18 protein-coding genes are annotated in these 24871 nt (G+C 68.2%); 11 read left to right on the top strand and 7 right to left on the bottom strand.

Annotated features, from left to right (window positions below; translation table 11 throughout):
* Nucleotides 1-4: 4 nt before the first annotated feature.
* On the bottom strand, nucleotides 5-2863 hold the full coding sequence (locus VFE28_10905; GenBank protein HZM16503.1) for a fused MFS/spermidine synthase: 2859 nt from the start codon (nucleotides 2861-2863) through the stop codon (nucleotides 5-7).
* 16 nt (nucleotides 2864-2879) lie between these two features.
* Complete coding sequence (locus VFE28_10900) at nucleotides 2880-3623, bottom strand: helix-turn-helix domain-containing protein (GenBank protein HZM16502.1); 744 nt, start codon at nucleotides 3621-3623, stop codon at nucleotides 2880-2882.
* A 212-nt stretch (nucleotides 3624-3835) separates the two neighbouring features.
* Between VFE28_10900 and VFE28_10895 the strand changes: the two genes are divergently transcribed.
* Both VFE28_10895 and VFE28_10890 read left to right on the top strand, forming a co-directional pair.
* Nucleotides 3836-4255 (top strand): hypothetical protein, encoded by a 420-nt coding sequence (locus VFE28_10895; GenBank protein HZM16501.1) that lies wholly within the window; start codon nucleotides 3836-3838, stop codon nucleotides 4253-4255.
* A gap of 116 nt (nucleotides 4256-4371) precedes the next feature.
* Complete coding sequence (locus VFE28_10890; GenBank protein ID HZM16500.1) at nucleotides 4372-5901, top strand: hypothetical protein; 1530 nt, start codon at nucleotides 4372-4374, stop codon at nucleotides 5899-5901.
* 50 nt (nucleotides 5902-5951) lie between these two features.
* Here the strand turns inward: VFE28_10890 and VFE28_10885 are convergent, their stop codons facing one another.
* The 4 genes from VFE28_10885 to VFE28_10870 form a co-directional block, all read right to left on the bottom strand.
* On the bottom strand, nucleotides 5952-6260 hold the full coding sequence (locus VFE28_10885; protein HZM16499.1) for a non-heme iron oxygenase ferredoxin subunit: 309 nt from the start codon (nucleotides 6258-6260) through the stop codon (nucleotides 5952-5954).
* A 67-nt stretch (nucleotides 6261-6327) separates the two neighbouring features.
* Nucleotides 6328-7026: a 4'-phosphopantetheinyl transferase superfamily protein gene (locus VFE28_10880; protein ID HZM16498.1), complete on the bottom strand. Its 699-nt coding sequence runs from the start codon at nucleotides 7024-7026 to the stop codon at nucleotides 6328-6330.
* Nucleotides 7023-11120 carry an amino acid adenylation domain-containing protein gene (locus VFE28_10875; protein ID HZM16497.1) on the bottom strand — a complete coding sequence of 1366 codons (4098 nt, stop codon included), beginning with the start codon at nucleotides 11118-11120 and terminating at the stop codon, nucleotides 7023-7025. The genes VFE28_10880 and VFE28_10875 overlap by 4 nt, the downstream gene beginning before the upstream one ends.
* A 155-nt stretch (nucleotides 11121-11275) precedes the next feature.
* Nucleotides 11276-12271 carry an META domain-containing protein gene (locus VFE28_10870; protein ID HZM16496.1) on the bottom strand — a complete coding sequence of 332 codons (996 nt, stop codon included), beginning with the start codon at nucleotides 12269-12271 and terminating at the stop codon, nucleotides 11276-11278.
* 179 nt (nucleotides 12272-12450) lie between these two features.
* Here VFE28_10870 and VFE28_10865 point away from each other — a divergent pair, with 179 nt between their 5' ends.
* From VFE28_10865 to VFE28_10845, 5 genes are all read left to right on the top strand, one after another.
* Nucleotides 12451-12759: a hypothetical protein gene (locus VFE28_10865; GenBank protein HZM16495.1), complete on the top strand. Its 309-nt coding sequence runs from the start codon at nucleotides 12451-12453 to the stop codon at nucleotides 12757-12759.
* The gene (locus VFE28_10860; GenBank protein HZM16494.1) at nucleotides 12759-13319 is read left to right on the top strand and encodes a DUF4136 domain-containing protein; all 561 of its coding nucleotides are present in this window, start codon (nucleotides 12759-12761) and stop codon (nucleotides 13317-13319) included. Before VFE28_10865 ends, VFE28_10860 begins: the two co-directional genes overlap by 1 nt.
* Nucleotides 13320-13382: 63 nt before the next feature.
* A complete protein-coding gene (locus VFE28_10855) occupies nucleotides 13383-14039 on the top strand; it encodes a DUF4136 domain-containing protein (protein HZM16493.1) in 657 nt (218 codons plus the stop codon).
* 54 nt (nucleotides 14040-14093) lie between these two features.
* Nucleotides 14094-14663 carry a hypothetical protein gene (locus VFE28_10850; protein ID HZM16492.1) on the top strand — a complete coding sequence of 190 codons (570 nt, stop codon included), beginning with the start codon at nucleotides 14094-14096 and terminating at the stop codon, nucleotides 14661-14663.
* Between the two features lie 77 nt (nucleotides 14664-14740).
* Nucleotides 14741-15235 (top strand): hypothetical protein, encoded by a 495-nt coding sequence (locus tag VFE28_10845; GenBank protein ID HZM16491.1) that lies wholly within the window; start codon nucleotides 14741-14743, stop codon nucleotides 15233-15235.
* A 100-nt stretch (nucleotides 15236-15335) separates the two neighbouring features.
* Here VFE28_10845 and VFE28_10840 read toward each other — a convergent pair whose 3' ends face one another.
* A complete protein-coding gene (locus VFE28_10840) occupies nucleotides 15336-15995 on the bottom strand; it encodes a hypothetical protein (protein HZM16490.1) in 660 nt (219 codons plus the stop codon).
* Between the two features lie 153 nt (nucleotides 15996-16148).
* On the opposite strand from VFE28_10840, the gene VFE28_10835 reads away from it, so the two are divergent.
* The 4 genes from VFE28_10835 to VFE28_10820 all read left to right on the top strand — a co-directional run bounded on the left by VFE28_10835 (nucleotide 16149) and on the right by VFE28_10820 (nucleotide 24859).
* Nucleotides 16149-18059 carry a BamA/TamA family outer membrane protein gene (locus VFE28_10835; protein HZM16489.1) on the top strand — a complete coding sequence of 637 codons (1911 nt, stop codon included), beginning with the start codon at nucleotides 16149-16151 and terminating at the stop codon, nucleotides 18057-18059.
* Between the two features lie 129 nt (nucleotides 18060-18188).
* Nucleotides 18189-22637: a translocation/assembly module TamB domain-containing protein gene (locus tag VFE28_10830; GenBank protein ID HZM16488.1), complete on the top strand. Its 4449-nt coding sequence runs from the start codon at nucleotides 18189-18191 to the stop codon at nucleotides 22635-22637.
* Nucleotides 22638-22871: 234 nt separating this feature from the next.
* Nucleotides 22872-23486, top strand: a complete 615-nt coding sequence (locus VFE28_10825) for a hypothetical protein (protein HZM16487.1) — start codon at nucleotides 22872-22874, stop codon at nucleotides 23484-23486.
* Between the two features lie 170 nt (nucleotides 23487-23656).
* The gene (locus VFE28_10820; protein ID HZM16486.1) at nucleotides 23657-24859 is read left to right on the top strand and encodes a hypothetical protein; all 1203 of its coding nucleotides are present in this window, start codon (nucleotides 23657-23659) and stop codon (nucleotides 24857-24859) included.
* Nucleotides 24860-24871 lie beyond the last annotated feature (12 nt).

The following is a 24871-nucleotide window of genomic DNA, read 5'->3' as shown; positions in this document are numbered from 1 at the left end:
GCTCTTAACGTTCCGATCCCGCCGGCGGCGCCGTCGCCCCACCGCTCCGGAAAGCCTGCAAACGCTCTAGATTCTGTCGCGCGTCGGTGTAACTGGGGCGGAGGCGCAGCGCCGCCTCGAAGTGCTGCCAGGCCCCATTCAGGTCGCCTACCTGCACGAGCGCCGCCCCCAGGTTGTTGTGCGCTTCGGCGTCCTCTGGATCTTGCTCGAGGCCGATCTCGTAGTGCGCGACGGCCTCCGCGAAGCGCTGCTGCACCTGCAAGAGCAAGGCGAGACCGAGATGGGACGCTCCATCGTCCGGGCGGAGCGCCAGGGCCCGAGCGTAGGCGCTCTGCGCCTCGTCGAGGCGCCCGCCCAGGAGATAAAGGTCCGCGAGCAGGCGGTTCGCCTGCACGTTCTCCGGGTTCGCCCGCAGCGCGTCGTGCAAGAGCGTCTCCATCTCGTCGCGGCGCCCGGCATCGCGCAGCGTCTCCACCCGCCGCAGGAGCGCGCTCGCCACTATGTCCCCCAGGTTGCTCTCGCGTACCGCGGCCGCAGCAGCGAGCGTCGTGTCCGGTAGCGGCGCCGACAGAACCGCGGCCAGGGGCTCGAGACGCGAGCGCAATTGCCCCAGAATCGGTACTTCGTTCATCTGCTGGTCGCTCGCCTTCCGCGTCGCCGAGGCGAGAACCGGACGGTCGTCGTCCAGGAGCGGCGCAGCGGCCACGAGCGACGCCAGACCGCCAGGCCCGCAAAGGAAACCACCGAGAAAAACGGGCGCTTGGTTGAGCCAGTACGCGGGCCCGTCCCAGTAGCTCCAGCTCAGATCGTCGTGGATCGCGGCATCCGAGGCGAGGAGGTCGAGTCGCGCCGGGTCGATCTGGATGCGCTCGGCGTTGGCGCCCACGAGGAGGAGCTCCGAAGTGTTGTACCAGAGAAGGCTCTGCGGAAAGACGGCCAGGAAAGAGGCGACGACGCTCTTGAAGGTATCGGGCGAGAGAAAGGCGAGGGGCACGAATTGCGAGAGGAGGCCCCCGGGCTCCAGTCGGGCCCGGGCGCGCCGGTAGAAGTCGGTGGTGTAGAAGGCCGCCGCGCCAGGGCGGAAGACCTGCCCCACTTCGAGCGCGATGACGTCGTAGCGCTCTCCCGTGTGGGCGATGTAGTTGCGGCCGTCTTCGCGCAGGAGGCGCACGCGCGGGTCGTCCATCCATGTACTCGGGAAGTGCCGCCGCACGAGGTCGAAAACTGCCGGTTCGATGTCGATGCAGCTGAGCTGCTTGGGCCCATAGAGCAAGACGCGCTCCGGCGTCTGGCCCGCGCCCACGCCGACCACGAGCACGCGTTGCGGCCTCGAATGGAGCAGCATGGGGAGATGGGCGGCCATGATCTGGTGCGTCTTGCGATCCTGCCCTTGCCACCAGCGGTCCGCCTCCAGCTGCAAGGCGCGCTGCTTGCGCACCACGGCCAGGTTCGTTTCGAGCCCCTCCTTGTAATCGACGAGAACCTCGCGCGCAGAGAGGAAATCCGCGGGCAGCCGCGTCGGCAACAGGCGCGGGAGCGCCAGCCACAACCCCGTGCAGACCGCGATCGCGAGCAGGCGAACCACGAGGCGGGGGCGGCGATCGAGCACCCACCAGGCGGCGAAGCCGCTCACGAGGGCGACACCCGAGGTGAGGAACATGCTGCGCTGCAAGCCGAGGTGCGGCAGGGTCACGAAACCGACGAGGAGCGCCCCGACGATCCCGCCCAGGGTGTTCACCGCGGTCAGCGTGCCGGTGACGCGGCCCACTTGCAGGGGATCGAGCGCCACCAAGCGCACTGCGATCGGCAAGGAGGCGCCGGAGAGGATGGCGGGGACGAGGGCGAGAGCGAAGCAGGTCCAGGTTTCCGAATGCAGCACCTGCCATGCCCGCGGCGGCAGCAACATGGTCGCCAGCATCACCAGGCCGCCGAGAACCTGCAGGGCTCCGAAGAGTCTGGGGCGTCCGGTGACGCCATTGGAAAGTCTCGACGCCATACAACTGCCGAGAAAGATGCCGAGGAGAACCACGGTCAGGCTGAGAGTGTAGGTGTGTAACGTCGTGCGCACCACGAGCGCGAGGAAGCGCGTCCACAGCACCTCGTACCCCAGGGCGACGAACCCCACGGCGAAGAAGAGCCAGGGCACGACGGAGCGGCGCTGCACTTCGGTCAGCGAAATGCCGTGGCTGCTCGCCGCTGCTCTCTGTCTCGTGCCGGAAGGCTCCCGATTCCGGCCGGCGCTCGGCGACGCCAGGAATGTCGCAGGCGCGCGGGAGACCGCGGCGGTGATTCCCGCCATGAGACTGAGAAAGGCCCCGATCAGGAGGGTGCGATGCAGCCCCAGCGCTGGGATGAGCAGGAAACCGGAGGCGGCGCAGCCAGCAGCAGCACCGAGGGTGTTGAGAGCGTAGAGGAGTCCCACTCCCGCCACGATCCGAGCCTGCCCTTGCACGAACTGCCGGCAAAAAAGCGGCAGCGTGCCCCCCATCAGCACGGTAGGCGGCAGAATCACCACCGCCACCAGAAGAATCCTCGTGATCCAGGTCGAGCCCGCAGCGGCGCGATAGAAGTGGCCGTAGAGCGCCTCGGCGCCAGCGAACGTCGCACTGCTGGCGAGCACCAAAGCAGCGAGCCCGATTTCGAGCCAGCCGTACAGGCGGAGAGGGCGGGCGAGGCGCAGCGAAAGCCGGCCGAAGAGCCAGCTGCCGAGCGCGAGACCGAGAAAGAAGACCGCCACCACCGAGCTCGTGGCGAGCGTCGTCGAGCCGAAGACGAGAGATGCCCGGCGTATCCAGCACACCTCGGCGATGAGACCTGCGGCGCCGGAGAGAAAGAGGCAGGCGAGGAGGGTGGCGCGGCGCATGGCGGGACCTCGACGCTCAACCGCAAATGGGACTCTGATCGGTAGGGCTCCGGCTCGGATCGAGACCCAGGATGACACAGCACATGCCCGGTTGGGGGTCGAGCTTGGCGCTCAAGGCATCGAGGCCGAGGCCGGCGAGCAAGCCCTGCATCAACGCCAGGTTCATCCCGCAGACGAGGTCTCGGTGTTCGCTGGCGATGGCTTCGAAGGGGCAGTTGCGCAGCGCCAGATGACCCCGCGCCTCCCAGCGGGGCTCGAAGCCGCACTGACTCAGCACCTCGGTGGCTTCTTGGAACAGCCGTTCCGAGGTGACGGCCGGGCTCGCACGGGCGCGTGCTTCGACACCCAGCCGTTGGCCCCACCCATGGGCGACGTCATGCACGGCTTGGCGACCGCCCTTGGCCGGCATCCGCTCGAGAGCCTGGAGGAGCAGCTGCGCCGCGAGTTCGTAGCGGCGTTCCGGGAGGCTCAGCTCGAGCTGCTTCGCGGACAGGCGGTAAAGCTTGGCAGGCCGACCCGCACCCGGGCCGGTCCGTCCGGAAATCCGCCGGTAGGTGGTCTCCAGGAGACCTCCCTCGACCAGCTTGTCGAGATGAAATGCCACGAGGGCGCGGGAGACACCCAGGGCCTTCGCCGCCTCGTCCCGGCTCACCTCGCCGCCCCGATTGGAAACGAAGAGGTACAGGTCTCTCCGGAGCGGCTCGTCCAGAACCGCGATCCGGGCTATTTGGTCGGCCAAGGTCTTGGGGTCGAGCACCATATCCTATTCTAAAACAGGAGCCATTGACTAAATAGCCCTCCAGAGGTCGTTTTATTTGATCTGACAAGAATAAAGGTACTTGACCGGCTCTAGGGTTTTCTATAACTTATTTATATTAGTTTTAGAAACCTTCCCAGTTCCCTCGTGGAAGGCAAAGGAGAGAGAAAGGACCGCTGCCCGACGAGGCAGCCCTCGAAGCAGGAGGAATCGTAATGACTGCCGTCACTTCAGGACTCCGTGCCGACTCGCATGCGGAGGCTCAAGCACCCTCCTACCAGGCGTACAGGATCCTGCACTTCGGCTTCACGGTCGCACCGATCCTGGCCGGTCTCGACAAGTTCTTCCATTTGCTCGTCGATTGGGACAAGTACGTGCCTGCCTTCGTCAACGGGCTCACGGGAGGCCATGCCCACCAGCTCATGCTCGCCGTGGGCGTGATCGAGATCGTTGCGGGCATCGGGGTCGCGTTGAAACCGCGTCTCTTCAGCTACGTGGTGGCCGCCTGGCTGTGGGTCATCATCTTGAACCTGCTGCTCATCCCCGGCTACTTCGACATCGCGCTGCGCGACTTCGGTCTCTCGCTGGGGGCGCTCGCCCTGGGAAGGCTCAGCGCGGAGTACAGTGGACGATAGCATCCAGTGACGGGTCTGATCGTGGTCGTTCGCTCGGAGCCGCGGCCGGCGTAGCTCGACTTCGCCACCGCGGCGCCGCTGCTTGCGCCAGCCCGGGAGCGGCGCTAGGTTGAGGCATGCTCGAGCATCTCCTGGCATCGTGGGCACGCAGCTCGCTGCCCACCACCGAGATCCGGCGCACGGCGTATTTCAAGACCCAGAGGGCGTCGCGTGGCTGCTTTGCTCGTGTCGTTGTGGTGGGAGCGCTCCTGGGCCCGACCAGCGCCGCCGCCCGTAACTGGCGCATCGTCCCCGACGGCTCGGGGGACGCACCCACGATCCAGGCCGGCGTCGACTCGGCCAGCGCCGGAGACGTCGTCCTCCTGGCGCCGGGGACCTACAGCTGGACCTCCCAGGCCTCGAACCCGCCGTCGATGCTGCGCCTCGCGCCGGGAGTTTCGTTGCGAGGCGAAGCGGGCGCGGCGGTCACCATCCTCGATGCCGAATCCATGGGGCGCGTCCTCGAGTGCGTCGATGCGGGCCCGGTGGTGATCGAGGACTTGACCCTGCAGAACGGCCTCGCCTCCGAGGCCAATGGCCGCGGCGGTGCCATCGATGCTCGCGGCGCTTCCCTGCCGGCGGTGCGGCGCTGCGTTTTCCGGGCCAATGTCGCGACCGGAGGCTCGGCGCGGGGTGGCGCCATCGCCTGCGTCTGGGCCGGCATCGAGGATTGCGAGTTCGTTGAAAACGTCGCCGCACTGGAAGGCCCGACGAACGGTCACGGTGGTGCCATCGCTTGCACCGATGCAGAGATCGTGCGCTGCACCTTCCGGGGCAATCGAGTCCGAGGCTTCGAGGCCGCAAGCGGCGGCGCCGTGGAAGGGATCTCCCCCCGGATCGTCGACTGCGTCTTCGAGGACAATGAGGCCGCCAGCGCCGGCACCACCATCGGCGGCGCCGTGCGGGCCACGGGAAGCCCGCTCTTGTCACGCTGCGCCTTCCGCCGCAACGTGGTGGACGGACACTACTTCAGCGCCACGGCGGGAGCCGCCTCCATCGGTTCGGGATCGGTGACCGACTGCTTGTTCCTCGACAATGTGGCGAAGTGCGAGCGCGGCCCCGGCCGCGGTGGCGCTCTCGTGGGCGACGAACTCACCGTCCAGGGCAGCGTCTTCGTCGGCAACGCGGCGCTCCGCACCAACCCACAGGGCGCAGGTCAGGGTGGTGCGATCTTCGCTTTCTTCCGCAGCGTCATCGAACACAGCACCTTCGTCGGCAACTCGGGGGGCACGCCGGACGGCGTCGCGTGCCTCGATCTCTCGGAAGGCGGCACGCTGCGCTCGGTGCTCATCACCCACACCACGCTCGGCCAGACCTGCCGCGGTGACGCGACCTGGAGCTGCAGCCTGCTTTTCGACAACGTTTCGGGGAACACGGTCTGCGGCACGGACGCCGGCGGCAACATGAGCGCCGACCCCCTCTTCTGCACCGATCCAAGGACCGCGGGCGATGTGTCCATCCACGCCGATTCCCCCTGCGCTGCGGGCAGCGGCGCGGGAGATTGCGGCGGCATCGGCGCCGGAGTGGTGGCCTGCGCGGCCGAAGCGGTCGAAGCGCGCACCTGGAGCGACATCAAGTCGCTCTACCGCGGGCAGAGCGCACGCTAGCGCGAGAGCTCACCGCCGCATCGTGTGACAGGCACGGAGGCGGTTTGCACCTAGACACCCACCTCGACGTCTTCCCCGGTGACACGCACGCTGTAGCAGGCGACCGCTTCTTCCGCCGGTGGACCCAACACCTCACCGGTGCGGACGTCGAAGCGAGCGCCGTGCAGCGGGCACATGATTTCGTACCCCGACAACTCACCGTCGGCGAGCGGCCCGCCCCGGTGCGTACAGTTGTTGGCGAGGGCGCAGAACTGGCCGCCCACGTTGAACAAGGCAATCTGCTGGCCCTTCACCTCGACCAGGTGGGCCTGACCGGGTTCGATCTCGCTTCTCACTGCGACCTTCACGAATTCGGCCACGATCTTTCCTCCTACTCCCAGAGCACTCCCGTGCGGTCCAGAGCCTTCCCGTGGGGTCGACGAAGATTCAGACCCCGTTCTCGACGGCGACGGCGGCGACATAGCCCGCCTGCGGTGCCGTGACGTTCTGCACCAGCCAGCGGTGGTGCTGGCACGTGACACGAGCGAGAGCCGGTTCGACGCCGACCTCGAGCTGCTCCGGCGGCAGCGCCAGGCCGGTGCCGATGCCCTTCAGGCAGGCCTCTCGTCGCACCCAGCAAGAGAAGAAGGCCTGGCGTCTCGCCGCCGGCGCGAGCGCCGAGAGCGCCGCCCGCTCCCCGGGGGCGAACAGCTGCTCCGCCACCACCCTGCAGTCTACGTCATGCCGCAGCCGTTCGATGTCGAGGCCGACGGCGCCGTGGGTGGTCAAGGCGATCCCCAGCCAAGCTCCGGAACGGGAAGCGCTGAATGCAGGAGCGGCGGCGAGGTCACGGAGGAAAGGTTTCCCCTGGGGCGAATGGCCGAAGCGAAGCCGCGCCGGTTCGATCCCGAGGTGCCGGCCGAGGACCTGGCGCAAGAGGCCGCGCGCGGCGACGTAGCGGTCCCTGTTGTGGCGCCTGGCCTCGCCTGCGGCCCGCTCCTCTGGCGCCAACAGGTCGCGGCAGCGCTCGAGGTGGTGCGGCGATACGTCCAAGCGCGCCCACCAGAGCGACACCTCGACGGCGCCGACCCAAAGCTGTTCTGCCGCGGCAGCGGGTTCGGCTGCGGGCGCGACCGGCGCCCTCATGCCGCGCCCTCCATCGACACGGGCAGCGCCACCGGCTCCTGCGGGGTGCAGAGCTGCGTGGGGAAGCCGACGTACGAGTGGTGCGGCAGCAGGTGCTCGTGCTTCATCACCACGCTGTTCTCCCCCACCTCCGTCCCGGCGCCGATCTCGGCGCCATACATGAGCACGGCCCCGCTCGCGAGGGAACATCCGGCGCCGATGTGAACCGGAGCGATCTTCAGCACCCGGTCCTCGAAACTGTGCGCCTGGAACAGGCAGGCGACGGTGGCGTCGTCGTCGCAGCGCAGCATGTCCGGGTCGACCAACTGGGCAAAGCCGCTGCCGAGAACGACGCGCCTGCCGATGCGAGCTCCCATGGCCCGCAACCACCAGGTCATGCACACGGTGCCTTCGAAGAAGGAGAGAATGCCGTGCGCCCAGTCCGCCCAGGCGACGTAGAGAAGATCCCAGCGCCCACACCAGCACGACCACAACCAGTGCCGTCCCTCGCGCACGCGCCCGAGAAGCGCCCACTTGAGACCGAGCACGAGGGCCGGCGGGATGGCGAGCGCCACCAGCGTGGTGCCCGGCAAGGTGATGAGGGTGAAGACCGTGCGCGGCTGCACCTCGTAGCCGTGCACTACCCGCTTGAACCAGGCGAGGAGAAGGAGCAGCGGCAGCGCCGGTAAGAGTGACCGCGAGATCTCCCAGAACACCCGGGTGGCGTAGCGGTACCAGGCGGGATCGTGGGTCAAGCGCCGGTCGGCGGCGATCACTTCGCGCCGGGGCAACTCGAGCAGCGGGTGACCGAACCACGAGGTTCCTGGCCGGATGCGCTTCGGGTCGGCGCGGGTGCAGACGCCGAGGAGGATGTCCCCGGGCAACCGGCTCCCGGAGGGCACGACGACGTGGTTGCCGAGGAAGGTGTTGTTCCCGAGGACCGTCTCGCCGCAGGACACGGTGCCGCGGTCGAGCCGCGGCGCACCGAGGTAGATGCCATCGGCAAAGAAGGATTCGTCGCCGAGGACGACGAGCTCCGGGACGACTTCCATGATCGAGCTGATCTCGCACTTCCGGCCGACGCGCATGCCGGCGAGACGGAGCCACGCGGGCCAGAACAGCGTTCCGTTCAGCACCTTCCCGGCTGCTTCCACACTGCGGCCCTTGTAGAAAAGGCGCAGGAAGTGGAAACCCCAGCGCGAGTGCACTCCCGCCGGTGTTCGCCCCATGGCGCGGCAGGCGAGGGCGCGAAGCGGCAGGACCAGCGCCGCCCCCAGCATCACCGCCAGGGCGAGAACGACGAGAGTTCCGGGCGCCGGCGCTTGCGGGGCCCAAAGCCAGCGGACGACACCGGCGCCATCGACCTGCCAGTACAGAGCGCAGCCGAGGAGGACGGCGAAGAACGGCAACTGCACGAGCGGCCCGAGGACGAACTCCAGCAAGAGAAGCAAGGCGCCGTGCGCCGCCGGCGACCAATGGCGCTCCTGCGTGGTGAGCGCAGGCGCGGGCCGCGTCCGCGCCACACCGGCGGCCGGGATCCCGTCCCAGGTCTCCCCCGGCGGGATGCTGGAGCCCGCGGGCAGCATGGAAAGCGTGGTGAGACAGCTCTCCTCCCCCATGCTGCTGTACGCCGACAGGCAAGCGCGCGTCTCCACCGTCGCGCCGCTACCGATCGTGATCGGTCCGAGGACGAACTCCTGATCGTGGACGCTCGCGAGCTTGAGCATCGCGTCGCGCCCGAGCGTCACGTCGTCGCCGATCTCGAGCAGGTCCCAGCCACCGGCGCGCAACTCCACCCCGGTGTGGATAGTGACGTTGCGCCCGACCCGCGCTCCCAGGGCGCGCAGGCAGGCGTTCTTCAAGGTCGTTCCCTCCAAGAGCCCCCACGGAACGAGGCTCACCACGCGCTGCACGATCCAGTGCCGCACGTACAGGCTGCCGAGGTAGGGCGTGCGTCCGGCGGTGTAGCGACCGATGAGCAGCTTCTTCGTCCCCACCGCGAGGAGGAACGCCACGGGCAACCAGAGAGCGCGACCGGCGAAGAGCAGCCACGGCAGGGCTAAGCCCAAGAACGCCAGACCGGTGCGCTGGAGAAGCGCCGGGAGCAGGTGCAGCAGGAGAACGAACGCCGCGGCGGCCGCGCCCACTCCGCCCATGAGGATGCAGGTGCACTGAACCACCGAGCCGAGAGCGACCCGGCGGCCGGACCAGCGCCGGCGCGTCACCGGCGCCGTTCTTTGCCGCGCCGTGCTCCCCGGCGCCGCTTTGGCGGCGAGGGCCGCGATGGTCCGCGCTTCGTACAGATCCCGCACGGTGAGACCTGCGGTGCGCTCGTCGGCCCGCAAGGACGAGATCACCTGGGCGGCGATGAGCGAGTTGCCTCCGAGGTCGTGGAAGAAATCGTCGAACACCGAGACGTGACTGGAGAAGCGCAGGTGCTTCGCCATGGCGTCCGCCACCAGCCACTCGAGCTCGCTCCGCGGCGCCGAGCCTTCGCGCCGGCCGCGCCCCTCGTCCTCGAAGCGGATCTCCGGCAGAGCGCGGCGGTCGATCTTGCCGCTCGCCGGCATCCGCGGCAGGTCGTCCACGAACATGTAGTGCACGGGCAGCATGTACTCCGGCAGGCGGCGCGCGAGCCCGGAGCGGAGCGTCTCCACCCCCGGCGGCTTGCCGTTCCGGGAGACCACATAGGCGACGAGACGGCCGTCCTCCTGCAGCTTGCAGGCGGCCGCGGCGATGCCCTCACATTCGGACAGGTGCGATTCGATGGCGCCGAGCTCGACGCGATGACCGCGAATCTGCACCTGCGCGTCGATCCGCCCGAGGTAGAGCAGCGCCCCCGCCGCGTCCCGCTGCACTAGATCCCCGGTGCGATAGATGCGGCCGTATCGCGGGTGGTCGACGAACTTCTCCTGCGTGAGGTCCGGGCGGTGGAGGTAGCCGCGAGCCACGTTCACGCCCTCGATGCAGAGCTCCCCCGTTTCACCTGCACCCACCTCGCGCAGCTCCGCGTCCAAGATCCAGGCGCGGTTGTTCTCCACCGGCGCACCGATCGTGATCGGCAAGCCCTCCCGCACCCGCGCCTGGGTGACGACGACGGCGCACTCCGTCGGTCCGTAGCCGTTGACGAACCTCCGGCCCGGCGCCCAGCGGTTGGCCACGTCGGGTGTCAGCTCCTCGCCGCCGACGTAGATCGTGTGCAAATCCGGCAGGTCCTGCTCCGGCCGCGCCTCCGGACAAGTACGGAGAAGCGTGGGGGCCGGACAGAACATCGTCAGGCGTTCCTTCCGCAGCCAAGGCACGAGGTCCGGGCCCAAGCGGTTCACATCGTCGTCCATGAGGACGAGCGTCGCGCCCACGGCAAAGGCGAGGTAGATCTCCTCCACCGAGGAGTCGTAGGCACAAGACGAAAGTTGCCCGATACGGTCGCGCGGGTTCAGGTCGAAAAAGGCCGCATCCGCCACCATCAGGTTGACGATGCTGCGATGCTCGATCATGACGCCCTTGGGCCAGCCCGTGGTGCCCGAGGTATAGATGACGTAGCAAAGGCTGGTGGGCTGGAGCCAAGCGGGCGTGGGCGGAGCACCGGCCACCGGCGCTCCGGAACCGACTTCCGACCTCGAGGCGGCCGAGCGGCCGCGCCTCGCTGCGGCGGTGTGGCGTCCCTCGTGATCGCGGCCCGCCTCGAGAGCATCGATACAAGCCACCGCATCGATGCATCGCTCCGCCGGGGTAGCCGCGCCTTCCGCCAAGCCTTTCCAGGCTGAAGAGGTCAGCACCGCCACCGCTCGGGAGTCCTCGAGAACGAAGCGGACTCGCTCGGCGGGCAGGTCGGGCTCGATGCAGGTATAGGCGGCGCCGGCTTTGAGGACGGCGAGCTGGGCCACAAAGATGTGGTGCGACACCCGTGGCAGGAGGATGGCGACGACGCACTCCCCCCGGACGAGGGGCCGCAGTCGCGCCGCCAGGCGCTCGGCAGCGGCGTCGATGGCGGCGTAGGTATGCCTGGCGCGGCGGGGGTTCGCCGCCGAGGGCGGGATCTCGATGGCGATCTGCGCGGGGAAGCGGGCGGCGGTACGTTCGAAGATCCGATGCAGGAAAGCGGGCGGTGTCACCCGTGGCGCATCAAGAGGCGGGGCTGGATGGCCAGGCGCGGGCTGCAATCCCTGTTCTTCCCTCCCTCGGGGTCGGCATGGATTCGCCGTGCGGCGGCATGGCCGCGACGTGCACACATGTCCAAGAGCGGTAGAGCGTGCGAACCCGTGGCATCCTATGGGCTCGACCCGTATCTGGGCAAGGAAGTTCTGCGATCGAACAACATCGTGGCGATGATGCCATCCTTCTCGTAAGTGAGCGCGAGCTTCCCTCCCACGAAACCGAACTTCGTCACCCCCGGCAGCAGCGAGAGGAAGCGGCGTTCCACCGCAGCCACGGCCTCCGGGCAGGCCATCCGCGTCCCGGCAGCGGCGCCGACATGGAGATCTCCCGGCTGGTCGCCGTCGATGACCGCGGCGAAGTAGCGGTTGCAGCCGCTGCGGCCGTTGATCTTGCCGTCGCGGTAGACCAAGGTGACCTCGGGCGTCGCCGCCGCGGCCTCGTCCCACGACCACTGGCGCAGCACCCATTCCGGGCCGGCCAGAGTCTCCATCGACAGGCGGCCTGGTGGTGTCGTGGTGGGAACCTCTTGCAACCCCGTGCCGGTCCATTCCCAGGCGCGGGTGACCAGCTCTCCGGGGCAGCACATGGCATCGTCGGCACCGGCCTGCACGAGATCGAGAACGAGGCGCTTGGCTTCGACGCGCCCGGCGCGCAGTTGGACGCGGTCGCCGAGGCGAACGGTAGCGACGTTCACCGCCTCCGACCCCTGCCGCTTCACGACCGCCAGGTGGATGATGTCCCCCGAGCCGCCGCTGCTCACACCGAGGAGCACCACGGCCTCGTCCGCGCCGTCGCCATCGACATCTCCCAGCAGACGAAAGTCACGGAGGAAGTGCACCGCGGGCCGTGACCGCGCACCCCGGCGCAGCGGCTCACCCTCCCAGCTGCCGGAGCTCAAGGTCACCGGTTTGGCGATCCCTTCGAGACCGCGATAGGTGGCATTCTTGAGTTGGGCCAATGTCAAGTTCTCGGAGAAGCCGCGGATGCTCTCCGGCGCTGGCGCTGGGGCCTGCGTTTTCTCTTCGGCTTGCCCGTCCTTTTTGGAGGAGCAGCCGAGCCCGAAAGTGAGCGGCAAGAGGAACACGCCCGCCCAAAGGGACCTCTTCATGAACCGCCCCCTTTGTCTCCGGACGCGCCGACGGAGCATCGTATGGTTAGGCGCCCGCGTCCAGCCCTGTTGCACCTGGACGACCCCATCGGGCAGTAGGCAATGTCGTCCCAGGCTGCGCTATACTGGCCCGCCGGCACTGCGAGACCTGGAGCACCTCTTTCGGAGGGGGGGGACCCATGAAGGACGACCGCCGCAAGCTCGAGGAGACCCTCGCGGCCTTGAAGAAGGAACGCGACGAGCTGGCGCTCAAGATCCACCTCGGCAAGGCCGAGGCGCGCCAGGAGTGGGAAGTATTGGAAAAGAAGTTGGCCGAGCTGCACACCCGCGCCAAGCCGGTGGCCCAAGCCATGGGCGAGACCGCCGAGGGGGTCGGCGCCGGCCTCGAGCTCGCCGCCGAGGAGATCAAGAAGGGCTTCCAGAAGATCCGCTCTCTGACCGCCGGGCGCCGGCCGGCCGGAGAAGACTCCAAGCGCAAGGAGAGTTGATGCAAGCCGCTGTTCGCAAGGTTGCCCCGGCGACGACCCTTGTCTTCGCAGCCGCCCTCGCCGGCTGCTCGACCATCGAATACAATCAGGACTTCGACCCTCAGATCGACTTCTCGAAGTACAAGACCTACATGTGGATGCAGGTCGCCGACCCGGCGCAGCAGCACCCCACGGGGGTGAACGAGCTCCTGGAGAAGCGCTTCATCGCCGCCATCGACGAGAATCTGACGGCCAAAGGCTGCACGAAGACGGAGACGCCTCCGGCCGATTTCGTGGTGAACTTCGTGGCCACGACGCAGAACAAGGTGGACTTCAACTCGTACTACACGGGCTGGGGCTACTACGGCTGGTACGGTGGCACGCAGGTGGAAGCGTATTCCTACACCGAGGGCACCCTGATCATCGACATCTTCGATGCCGCCACCAAGGCGATGGCCTGGCGCGGCACCGCCACGGCGACCATCAATCCGTCGGCGAGCCCGGAGCAGCGCAACGTCCGCATCCAGGAAGCCGTGGCCGGCATCTTCCAGAAGTTCCCCCCGGGGCCGCCGGCCAAATGAGGGCGCGTTTGCTTCGCTTCCCCTGAGTTTCGAGGACCTCAATCCGAATGGAGTAAGTGGACGATGAACTCTCCCACGACTTGGACGCGACGAGCGGGCCTGGCACTGGGGGCCGTCGGGGCGCTCTGGGTCGGCCTCTCCGGCTGCTACCCAGGGGATGCCCCGGTTTCTGACGTCGTCGCAACGGTGCACGACCCGCAAACGAACTTCCGCAGCTACCAGACCTTTTTCCTGCCCAACCGGGTGGCGGACTTCGGGGATCCCAGCGATCCGGGCTACATCGAGATCGACCACTCGAACGACGCCGCCGTCCTGGGGCGCATTCGCAGCAACCTCGTGAGCCGAGGATGGACGGAACAGACCGACAGCACCCAAGCCACAGTCGTGGTCACCGTGGCGGCGCTCGTGGCTCAGAACGTGGACATCTGGGCCTACCCGCCCTACTGGGGCGGCTGGTGGGGTTGGTATCCTGGGTACCCCAGCGGGGGCTGGGGCTGGGGCTATCCCTGCTGCACCACCGTGACCACCTACACGACGGGAACGCTCTTCATCGACATGGTGGATCCGCCGCCGGTCACAGGGCCGCCACCCGACACGGTTCCGGTCATCTGGGCGGCGAGGGCGAACGGGCTGGTCAACAAGAGCAACACATCGGTGTCCCGCATCAATGCGGCCATCGACCAGGCGTTCTCGCAGTCATCGTATCTCGACATCGACTAGTCAGGAGGGCACACTTTGGTTTCCGGAAAGAGAAACAAGGGGAAACTCGTTGCAGTGCTCCTGGCGTCGGTCCTCCTGGCCTCGGCCGCCCATGCCCAGGACTACTGGTTCGGGGTCAGCTACGACACCTCGATGCCCCTCGAGGACACCAAGGAGTTCGCCGGCGACTTCAGCTGGCTCGGGCTCAGCCTCGAGGGACGCAAGATGGTGAACGACAATGCCTCCGTGGGCTTCGTCTTCGCCTGGCACGAGATGGACAAGGAGTTCACCGGCGTAGCGCCGGTCTCGCAGGGAGTGGACGTGTTCGCGGCGCAGAAGCGCTACATCAACTCCTTCCCCATGCTCGTCAACGCCCACTACTACCTCGGGCAGCCGGGCAAGCCGCGCCTGCACGTGGGGCTCGGGCTCGGGGCGTACTTGATCGAGCGCCGGGTGGAGCTGGGTGAGATCTACGTCCTCGACGAAGACACCTGGCACTTCGGCATCGCCCCCGAGGCGGGCATCGCCTGGCGCGTCGGCTGGCAGGCCGCGGGCTTGATCAGCGTCCGGTTCAACTGGGCTTCGCCGGGCGGTGACGACGAAGAGATGTATCTCAACTTCCGGGTCGGTATGGCCTGGATGTGATCCGGGGCGGTACGCGAGCCCCTCACGTTGTGTCACTGTGGCGCTTGCGCCACACAAAAGGTTTCGGAGGAACAAGCATGTTGCGTCGAGTTTGGACTCCGTTTGCCGCACTCCTCGGTGCCGCCGGCGTCGCTGCGCTCCTGCTTCCCGCGGGCGCCCTGGCACAGGAGGAGTGGCTCGAGCTGCTGCGGTCGGACATCAAGACCCAGAAGGTCGAACTCCTCACCGCGGCCATGAAGTTCACCCCGCAGGAAGCCGACATCTTCTGGCCCATCTACCGTCAGTACGAGGTCGAGCTGTCCAAGAACGGCGACGCCCGGATCGCCCTCATCAAGGACTACGCGGCGAACTACGAGACGATGACCGATGTGAAGGCGAAGGAGCTCACCGAGCAGATGTTCAAGGTCGAGGACGAGCGCACGAAGCTGCGCAAGGACTATTTCAAGAAAGTCGAGAAGGCGCTCAACGCCACCGAGGCCGCGCGCTTCATCCAGGTGGAGCGCCAGATCGGTCTGCTGCTCGACACGCAGATCGCCGCCGAGATGCCCCTGGTAGCGAAGCGCGGGAAGTAGGAGCGGCGGCGGGCGGACAGATGGGCCCGGACACATCCGCTCCCGGGCCGCACGACGAGGCCGAGGTCTCTGGAACACCGGGACCTCGGCCTTCTTCTTCCTACATGAGGAGCATGACGCCGGCGCCGACGTCGAACTGGGCGAGGCCGGTGCCGCCGACGGAGGTGTAGCAACCGCCGCTGCCGCAGCCGACGGAGCCTCCGCCGCTGAAGACGGAGAAGGGGAAGCGGCCCTGAATGCGCAGACCGAACCTCTCGTTGGCGTACACCTTGGCGCCGAAGCCGAAGATGATGGAGAACTTCCAGATGTCCTCGCCCAGGTCCTTGGAGGCATAGCGCGTCCCGCCCAAGGTGAGCACGCCGAAGGGGAAGACCTGGCCCCGCCGCTGGCCGTAGAGGCCGCCGATATGCAAGTACTCCACCGAGAGGTCTGCAGTGTTTCTGCCGGTGCCGACGAGATTGGCGGTGTCGAACTCGAGCTCGCTGTCCTGGCGGCTATAGAGGAGTTCGATCTGCGACCCTGGCTGGTAAGGCGTGTTGATGTCGAGGGCGATGCCCCAGATGCCGCTGTCGGACACATCGAGGCGCCCGAGCGTCGGGCCATAGTAGAAGTCCCGGGCGAAGGTCCAGCTGTAGCCTCCGTAGGGTGTGATCTCGAAGCGATGCACGCCCGTAGAGCCGCCGCTGCTGCGCTGCGCCGCCGCCGCGCCTGGCAGCACCGCGAGCATGGCTGCAGCCAGCACCAGTCTCGTCCAGTTCACGTGTGCCTCCTTGATGGGGAGATGCCGGTCGCCGCGATTCTGCCATGCGACGGGGGCGCGGCGCAAACGCATTCCCGCCGTGATCGGCGCCCAGAGCCGAGCTCCGTGACGCGTGCTGCGTATGCCTTTCGCGCTCGATGATATATTCGCCGCATGCACTGGGCCCTACTTTCTCTTGGCCGTCGCGCAGCCCTCCGACCCGTCACGGCCCGGCGCGTCCTCGCCGCCGCTCTCGTCGTTCCCCTGCTCGCGAGCGCCGACGTCGCGCCCGCCGCGACCGCGACCACAGTCGTTCCAGCCGCCAGCTCCGGTCTCGCTGCCACCAGCGCCCCGACGGCAGCCGCCGATTGGGAATCGTACTGGGGTTGGAAGGTAGGGTCGTTCGACATCACTGGGCTCGAGCCGAGCATGAAAGAACAGCTCGAGAAGGGCCTCGCGCTCGCCCGCACGGGTCTGCTGAAGAAGGAGCAGCAGATCTTCTTCCCGGAAAAGCTGGAGGAAGACGTGCAACGCGCGCGTCTCTTCCTGGCGCGGCGTGGCTATCCGCGCGCCACGGTCGCGCCGGAAGTACAGCCCCGGGGCAAGGGCGAAGAGCTCGCGGTCTTGCTGCGCATCGATCCCGGCCCCGCGGTGGTGGCGGCGGCAGTGAGCGCCGACAGCCTGCCGCCGGCGCTCGCCAAGGAGGCAACGAGGATCGCCATCGTCCCGGGTGACGTGCTGGTGGACTCCGAGGTCGAGACCAGCGCCCAAGCCCTCGCCTCCCGCCTGCAGGAGAGGGGCTACGCGCGCGCCCGCGTCGCCTCGCACCTGGAGTGGCTCGACTCGACGCGCGTCCACTTACACTTCGAGGCACATCCGGGGGCGGTGTCCTACTTCGGCGGCGTGCGGATCGAGGGCGCGAGCCCCGACCTCGAGGGCCTGGCGGGAAAAACCACGGGCATCGAGCGGGGCGAGCGCTATGCACCGCAGGCCCTGGACGACGCGCGGGAAAACCTGCGCACTCTGAACCTCTTTCAGCAAACCCGGGTGGAGATCGTGGACACCGCCTCCGACACGGTGGACGTCGTCGTCAGCCTCGTCGAACGCCGCCCCACGTACCTGCAAGCGTCCTTGCGTTACTGGAGCGATGACGAGATCCAGGGCATGGCGCGCTGGACGAACCGGAACCTGTTCGGCGGCGGCAAGGGCGTGTCGGCCGGCGCGTCGATCTCCCCGTTCCTGCAGAAGGCGGATGTCTCCACCTGGTGGCCCGCTCTCACCGGACCGCGCACCACGGGCATCACCACGCTGCGGGCGGAAAGGGAGAGCGAGGATAGCTACACGAGCGTCACCTCCGGCGCCCTCCTGACGCTGCGGTACAACCGCTCCTTCGCCACCCATGTCCTCCTCGGTCTGGATGTCTCCAACGTCCAGGTCACCGAGACGGTGGTGGGCGCGAGCCCCGGGCCGATCCAGGACGGGCTCCTCACCGCACTCCGCTTCGAAGCATCGCGGCGGGCCACGGACGACCCGGTGAGCGCCACCCGTGGCCACTCCGTGGGCTTCTCTTCCGAGTGGGCCCCGGATGACCTCGGCTCGGACAATTCCTATTACCTCGCGGGTGCCGGTGCGACCGTCTACATCCCGATCATGAAGCGCACGCAGGTCGCCTGCCGTGCCCTCTTCGCACTCGGTGCACCCACGGGTTCTTCCGAGGTACTGCTCCCCAACAAGCGCTACTACTCCGGCGGTGCCGCGTCGCACCGCGGCTTCGAGCGCCGCGAGCTCGGCCCGCTGGACGCGAGCGGCGCCCCCTACGGCGGCGAGGCCAAGCTCGAAAGCTCCCTCGAGCTCCGTTTCCCGCTCTTCTGGAGGTTCCGGGCGGCGGCGTTCATCGACGTCGGACAGGTGTGGCCGACGCTGGAGGAGATCGGCTACCGCAGCCTCGAAGTGGCGGTCGGCCCCGGCCTCTGGCTGCAGACGCCCATCGGACCGCTGCGGGGCGACTACGGCATCCGGATCACGGACTACAACCCGACCCAGCCCGAGCGCGTCTTCCACTTCACCATCGGACCGGCTTTCTAGCGGGAGGTAGGTACCATCGATCCGAGAGAGAGCAGAGACGCGTCGCCCCGGAAGCGTCGGCGGGTCCGTCGCGCCGCGGTCGCCGTCGGGGCGAGCACGCTCTGCGTTCTCCTCCTTCTGCTCCTCGGCTTGTTGCTCCCACCCCTCCGAGAGCGGCTGCTCTCGTTCGCTCTCGGGCGTCTGGCTTCGGGCCTCGGCGGGCAAGTGCAGGTGCGGGAAGCGCGCTGGCCCGCCCTCGGGCGGGTCGAGCTCGAAGGCGTGGAGTGGAGCGAGGCCGGAACGATGCTGCTCGCGGTGGAGAAGCTCAGGCTCGATCTCGCGCTCGGGCCGCTTCGGCACGGCGACGTGGACATCGAACAGCTGGCGGTCCTGGGATTGCGGCTCGACCTACCCGCCGTGCAGCGCCACATGAAAGAGCGACCCACCGCCCCCGGCGGAGGCGGGAAACGCAGCTTCCCGCGTCCAGGATCGGTCGCGGGTGTGCCGTCGGTCGGCATCGAGTCGTTGGAGATCGAGGCGCCATGGTTGCGTCTCCGCGCTGGCGAGCCAGGCACAGACGATGGCGCGCGCTCGCTCGTGCTCCGAGCCGCGCTCAATTTCCGCCATGGTGTGGTGCCACGGTTGCAAGTGGAATCCGCTCGTAGCATCGGAGCGCCCGAAAGCTGGAGCTTGGATTCCCTCGCTCTCGACCTCGATCTCGCGCGTGGTACGGCCTCGGGGCGCGGCCGCGGTCATGTCGGGCCGAACTGGCCGCTTCACTTCGCTCTCGACCCCGATGGTGCCGATCGTTTCGTCCTCCGCCTCTCGGAGGGCGAGAGGGAAGGGCCGCCGCAGAGGATGGGGCTCGTAGCCCGGGCGCAGGTCGAGCGCCGCGGTCTCGCCGTCGATTCGCTCGGCTTCACCGCCACGCTGCGGACACCTGGAAGCGCGGAGCTCGCCCGCATTCCCGCACTCGAGCAACGTCTCCATGGCAAACCGGATTTCGGCGGCGCTCTCTTCGAGACGCGCGGGACGCTCGCCTTCTCTCCCCGGGCACTGGTGCGCCTCGACCTCGTCTGCCTCCCAGGAGATCTCCTCACCGCCGGAAGCATGCATTTCGAAGGCGGCGGGGGAAGCTGGGAGGTCCGTTGCGATTCTCTGCAAGCCGTGGATCTGCATCTCCGCGGCAGGCTCCGCAGCGATCCCGATTCGCTCGCGGTCGCGGCACATCTCGATGTCCTGGGTCCTGGCTGGCGCGATTGGCTGACCTCGAGTCGCATCCCGGAAGTCTCGCTTCGCTCCCGCCTCGACTTCGTCCGCCGGCGGCAGGAGACTGCAGCACGGTTCCGCCTTTCTGCGAGCGGCAGCATCGCGGCGCACGCCGTCGACCGCCTGCTCCTGGAAGGGAGACTGGGCCTGCGCCCGGAAGCGGCGTCGGCGCTCCAAATCCAGGTGGCGAGCTACGGCGCCGAAGCCGGTCTCGCCGTCGAGATCCGGCGCGGCGACACGCTCCACGCCCGGCTCTCGCCTCTCGTCGTGGAGACCACCCGCGTCGCCGCGGGGAAACTGAACGCCGGCGACGAGAAGGCAGCGACGCTCGTTTACGTGCCGAAGAGCCGCAGTTTCTCCCTCGCTGGCTTCCAGATCCGTGGCGCCGCGGGGAACCTGGATCTCGAGGCGAGCTACAGCCCGCCCGGGGAGGGTTCGTTCCAGGCCCAGCTCGCCTGGCCGCACTTCCCTGTTCTCCTGGCGCGTCTCGCCCGGCTCGCTCCGGCGCGGGCAGAGTCGTTGCAAGCGCACTGGCGCGAAGAAGGACCCTATCGCCTGCAGTGCGCCGGCGAGGTCCGAGCCGGAAGCACGGCGAGCACAGGGACTTTCGCACTCCCCGGGCCGAGGGCTCTCGCCGCCCTCTGGCCGGCGCTCCGCTGCTGCGACCCGGGCGCGCTCGCCGGGACATTTCATTGGCGCACCGCTTCCGGCGGTCGCTTCGACGTGGAACTCGATGGCGGCGAGAGCGCCTGGCTCGATTCGCTGCACGTGGCCATCGGGGGGACACGCGAGAGCCTGCAGGTCCGCGCTGCCCGCTTGCAAATGCACGCCTTGCATCTCGCGGTCGACGGCGGGATGCAAGGCGAAACGCTGGCCCTGCAAGGGCGCTGGACTCTCCAGGGCAGCACGCTTCTCGAACGTTTCGTCCACCTCGAAGGGGACTCGATCCAGAAGCTGGAGATGCGCGGTCGCGCCCAACTTTCCGGCGCACGAAGCGCACCCGCGCTGGCGGCTGAGCTCGAGGGCAGCTTCGCCGGCCTGGGTCTGCAAGTACCCGCCATCCGGGCGGAGGTGCATCGGGACGAAGCGGGGATTCTCGGCCGTCTCCTTCTGCCGAGCGGTGGCAAGAGCCGCTGGATCGCACTCGACCACCTCGACGCCCGCGTTTCCTCTTCACAGCCGCAACGGTGGCGGCCGGAGCGCGTCGCCCTCCACGCCCGCGGCCCCGGTTTCGAGCTCAAGCAAGCGGCGCGGCTCGGCAGCGAAAAACTCTCTCAGGTGGAGGTCGACACGCTTGCCTTCGTCCTTGCCGGCAAGGATCTCAGAGCGCTGCACCCCTTCCGTTTCTCCCTCGCGGCAGGAAGGCTCGCGCTCCAGGACCTCGAGCTCGCCGGCGCGCTCGGCCGCTTGCAGGCGCATGGCGCGGCCGGACCCGATAGCACGCGCTTCGCTCTGCACCTCCACCTCGCCCTCCCGGACGAGCCGCCGGCTCTCTCCATTCCGCCGACGTTTTGGCCCCGCGGCATTCGCTTCAACCTGCGAGCGACCGCGCTCGATTCGCTCACGGCAACGGGCGAGATCCAGGGCTTGAAGCTGGCCGGCGGCACGGAACCTACCCTCCGCTTCCGCCTCGACTCCGCCTCCGGTCTCGCCCGAGTCGCGGTGCAGCTGGGCGACAGCACCAGCTCCAGCCTCGAGGGCCACGCCACGCTGCCGTCGCGCCTGCAGCTCTATCCGCCCCAGGCAGCGCTCCTTTCCGGTCCGGTCGCCGCGGACTTCCGTTTCGATGCTCTGCCGTTCGGCGTGCACACGAGCCGCAAGCGAGGCCTCTTCGGTCCCGAAGATCTCGGGCGTCTGGGCGGACGGATCGTTCTCGGGGGAACGACGGCGGCGCTGGCGGGCTTCGCCGCCGTCGAGGGCGGCTTCCCGCAATCAGCGAAGCTGTCGTCTTATGTGCTCACGCTTCGTGCCCGCGCCGGACAGGACGCCGCGGTGGACTCGCTCTGGAACGCGGCGCCCCCGACGCTCGACGTCGCACCCCAGGCACCAGAAGACTTCCTCGCCGGGTTCGCCCTTCGCTCCGGAAACCAGGGGCTGGTGCGGGGGAGCGCCGCCGTGCCGCTCCTTTTCTCCCTCCAACGCCCCTTCGTCCGCGCCGCTCCGGCGCGTTCCCTGATGGTGCGGGTGGACTCCGAGTCGGTGCCGCTCGCGGCCCTCAACCCCTTCCTTCCCCGTGGCGCTGCTCTCGACGGTGCGGCCAGGCTGGTGCTGGCTCTCGACGGCGAGGTGCAGAACCCGCGCCTCGAGGGCACGCTGCGCACCAACGAGGTGGAGCTCACCCTCGGGGATGGCTCGCGCCTCGTCTTCGTTACCAACGCCGAGCTCGGCGGCGAGCGTTTGCATCCCGAGCTCCGCGGCGATATCGAGGTGAAGACCGGGCTCGTGAAGGTTCCGGAAGCCGAGCGGCATCTGCACCCGAAGGAGGGAGAAGCGTTGCTCCTCGGCGCCGCCGCCACGGACACGCTCCTGCCTGCGCCCGCTCCGCCGCCCCCGGAACAGACACCTCCGGCCCTGCAGCGCCGGCTCGCTGCCACCACCCTCGACCTGCGCATCCGCGTCCCCAAGGCTTTCTTCGTGCGCGGTCGCGGACTCGACATCGAGGGAGCCGGCGAACTCCAGGTGACGCAGAAGGAAGGCGAGCCCGTCGTCGCCGGCCAGCTGCGGGGCATACGCGGGACGTATTCCATCGCGGGACGGAACCTGAATCTGGATCGCGGTAGCGTCACCTTCTCCGGGAACGCGAAACCCGATCCCGCCCTGGACATCCAGATGTCCACCAGCATTTCAGGGATCAAGATCCGCGTCCTCGTGACCGGCACGGCGGAAAAACCGCTGCTCGTCCTTTCCTCCGACCCGGAGATGAAGCAGACCGACATCATCGCTCTCCTCGCTTTGGGCAAGACCTACGACCAGCTCTCCGACGAGGAGTCGAACGTCATGCGCGAACGGGCGACGGCGATCCTGGTCTCCATGGGCGCGACGGCGCTGCAGGAGAACGTCACCAAGGAATTCGGCATCGATGTCGTGCAGTACAAGAGCAGCACGGGGGCGCCGGGTGCGACGAGCGAGGAGCAGAGCAAGGCCGGCAGCCTCGCCTTCGGCAAATACCTGAGCCCGAAGGTGCTCTTGAGCTACTCCTACTCCCTCGACCGTGCCGTGGATGACGTGGTGAGCCTGGAATACTTCCTCAAGGGGCAGCTGACCGTGGAGACCCTGTACAGCGTCAAAGGTCAGTCCGGCCTCGGCTTCGGCTGGGCGATGGAGTATTGAGCCGCGAAGTTCCCCGGCGCATCGCCTCGAGTCCGGCGGCGCCGCCGCAGGCCACCCTGTACTTTGCGGCGCCTTGCGGGGTGTTGGCGCGTCTCGTGGCCTGGCCTGGAACCTGCTGATCCCGTGCTTGGAGTCGCGAGACAAACCGCGCTCTGGCGTGGGAAGGCCGCATGCTTTCCCTCCACGCCTCGGAGCCGTCCCGTGCCGGGACGCAACGACCGGAGCCGATGCGCCATGCAAACCGAAGTGCAGATGCCGCTGGAAGCGCCGCCAGCAGCGCCGCCCTCTTCGCCCATGAAAAGAGCGCCGCATCCTTTGCGGCGCCGCTACTGGGTGGATTGGAGAACACAGCTCCCGATCACGGCCCTGGCCATGACGGCGACGCTCTTCTCCCTCGTCATGTTCAACTTCACGCTGCACGACCTTTCGGCTTCGCGGCGCGAGTCGATCGTGGAAGCGGTGCCGGAGCTGGCAGAACGCCTCCAGCACGACGACCGCGTCTTCCACAACAACATCGCGCTTTTCTCCGGGATCTTCTTCGCCTGCACCACCTTCGGCATTGTGGTCCTCACCAACCGCAGCGTCGGCCCGATCCGCCGGATCCAGAATCAGCTGCTGCTTGCCGCCCAGGGGGATGTGGAGCAGGATGTGGTGATCCGCCGCCGCGACCATTTCCGCGCCCTGGCGGAAAGCTGCAACACCCTCTTCGGCGCACTGCGCCAGCAACGCCGCCACGATGCCGTCCAGCTCGAGCACCTGGCGGAGATCGCCATGACGGCCGAGGCCCGGGCGCTCGCGGCGAGCCTGCGCGCCATGGCACAGGAGAAGCGAGCGGGAACCACCGCGTGAGCTTAAGCCCCCCGAGGGACGGGCGAAGGTGCGCGGCGAGAACGGGGAGTCCGTGCGGCCCCGGGCGCACTTCCGCCGCGGACTCGCTTCCGCTACCTTCCCGGTGTCGGCGCTTCGGGGGGCCGCGATGACGCGGAAACCGGCGGCGCTGCGGGCGGGTGGTCCCTGGAATGCAACGTCGCCTCTTTCGTCTCGCCACGCCGCTCCTGGCGGCTCCTTGGGCTTTTCTCGCCTGCGGCCAGGACGAGATCCGCGACTACAACGCCCCCAAGGAAGCACCCTCGGCGAACGCCGCACCCGTACAGGCTCCCGACGCCGGGCCCGGCGGCGCGCCCATGGTGGCTCCAGCCAACGGGACGGAAAGCGTGGTCTGGACGCTGCCGGAGGGCTGGCAGGAGAAGCCCGGCGAGGGCATGCGCTTCGCGACCCTCCTCTTGCCCGTAGGCGCCAACGAGCCGCCGTTGGAGATGCGGGTCACCCCTTTGGCTCTGGCGGCGCGTGATCCGCTGGCCAACGTCAACCGCTGGCGCGATCAGATCGGTCTGCCCCCGATCGCTCCCGAGGCGCTGGCCCAAGTGGCTCGTCCGGTGGACGTCGGCGGTAGGACCGCGCACCTCGTCGACATGACCGGCGTGGCCCACGCTGCCGAGCCGGGGCGCCAGATCCTGGCGGCCATCCTGGAAGGCGATGAGCGCGTCTGGTTCTTCCTGGTGATGGACACGCCCGAACGCGCCGGCAAGCAGGCACAAGCCTTCGCCGATTTCATCGGCACCGTGCGTGTGCGTCCTGCGGCCGTCGCCGCTGGCGGACTACCCCCGGGCCACCCGGCGGTCGCCACCGGAGAGCTCCCCTCGGACCACCCACCCACGGGCGGTGGTGCAGGCAACGAATCCGCTGGGCAAGCATCGATGCAAGCCCCTGCACCAGGCAGCGCGCCCGCGGCGGATAGTCCGGTGCAATGGACGACGCCCGCAGGCTGGACCGTCAGCGTCGCGCCCAATCCCTCGCGCCTCGCCACGTTTTCTATTGTCGAGGGCTCGAACAAGGCCGAGGTGACGATCACGCGCTTCCCGGGCGATGTCGGCGGCCTCCTGCCCAACATCAACCGCTGGCGCGGCCAGATCGGCCTCAAGCCGGTGGCGGACGCCTCGCAGCAACCCATGGAGGCGCTGGAAGTAGACGGGGCGCCGTCGCAGCTGCTGGACTTGCAAGGCGCGGGCGAGACCTCGTCACGCATGCTCGTGGTGCTGACGACGCGCGGCGGGTTCACCTACTTCGTCAAGATGACCGGCCCTGGCGCGCTCCTCGGCCGGGAGCGCCAGAACTTCGTCACTTTTGCCCGCAGCCTCCGCTTCGCGCCGGGAACTTCTTGAGGATGGGATCGC

This window comes from Candidatus Krumholzibacteriia bacterium (assembly GCA_035649275.1).
Taxonomy (GTDB): Bacteria; Krumholzibacteriota; Krumholzibacteriia.
The sequence above is the reverse complement of the archived record's forward strand: the minus strand, read 5'-3'. Positions and strand labels throughout refer to the sequence as shown.

Excerpts from the sequence above, each read along its gene's own strand:
- VFE28_10905 (HZM16503.1), bottom strand. The coding sequence starts at position 2,863 with ATGCGCCGCGCCACCCTCCTCGCCTGCCTCTTTCTCTCCGGCGCCGCA.
- VFE28_10900 (HZM16502.1), bottom strand. The coding sequence starts at position 3,623 with ATGGTGCTCGACCCCAAGACCTTGGCCGACCAAATAGCCCGGATCGCG.
- VFE28_10895 (HZM16501.1), top strand. The coding sequence starts at position 3,836 with ATGACTGCCGTCACTTCAGGACTCCGTGCCGACTCGCATGCGGAGGCT.
- VFE28_10890 (HZM16500.1), top strand. The coding sequence starts at position 4,372 with ATGCTCGAGCATCTCCTGGCATCGTGGGCACGCAGCTCGCTGCCCACC.
- VFE28_10880 (HZM16498.1), bottom strand. The coding sequence starts at position 7,026 with ATGAGGGCGCCGGTCGCGCCCGCAGCCGAACCCGCTGCCGCGGCAGAA.
- VFE28_10870 (HZM16496.1), bottom strand. The coding sequence starts at position 12,271 with ATGAAGAGGTCCCTTTGGGCGGGCGTGTTCCTCTTGCCGCTCACTTTC.
- VFE28_10865 (HZM16495.1), top strand. The coding sequence starts at position 12,451 with ATGAAGGACGACCGCCGCAAGCTCGAGGAGACCCTCGCGGCCTTGAAG.
- VFE28_10860 (HZM16494.1), top strand. The coding sequence starts at position 12,759 with ATGCAAGCCGCTGTTCGCAAGGTTGCCCCGGCGACGACCCTTGTCTTC.
- VFE28_10855 (HZM16493.1), top strand. The coding sequence starts at position 13,383 with ATGAACTCTCCCACGACTTGGACGCGACGAGCGGGCCTGGCACTGGGG.
- VFE28_10845 (HZM16491.1), top strand. The coding sequence starts at position 14,741 with ATGTTGCGTCGAGTTTGGACTCCGTTTGCCGCACTCCTCGGTGCCGCC.
- VFE28_10835 (HZM16489.1), top strand. The coding sequence starts at position 16,149 with ATGCACTGGGCCCTACTTTCTCTTGGCCGTCGCGCAGCCCTCCGACCC.
- VFE28_10825 (HZM16487.1), top strand. The coding sequence starts at position 22,872 with ATGCAAACCGAAGTGCAGATGCCGCTGGAAGCGCCGCCAGCAGCGCCG.
- VFE28_10820 (HZM16486.1), top strand. The coding sequence starts at position 23,657 with ATGCAACGTCGCCTCTTTCGTCTCGCCACGCCGCTCCTGGCGGCTCCT.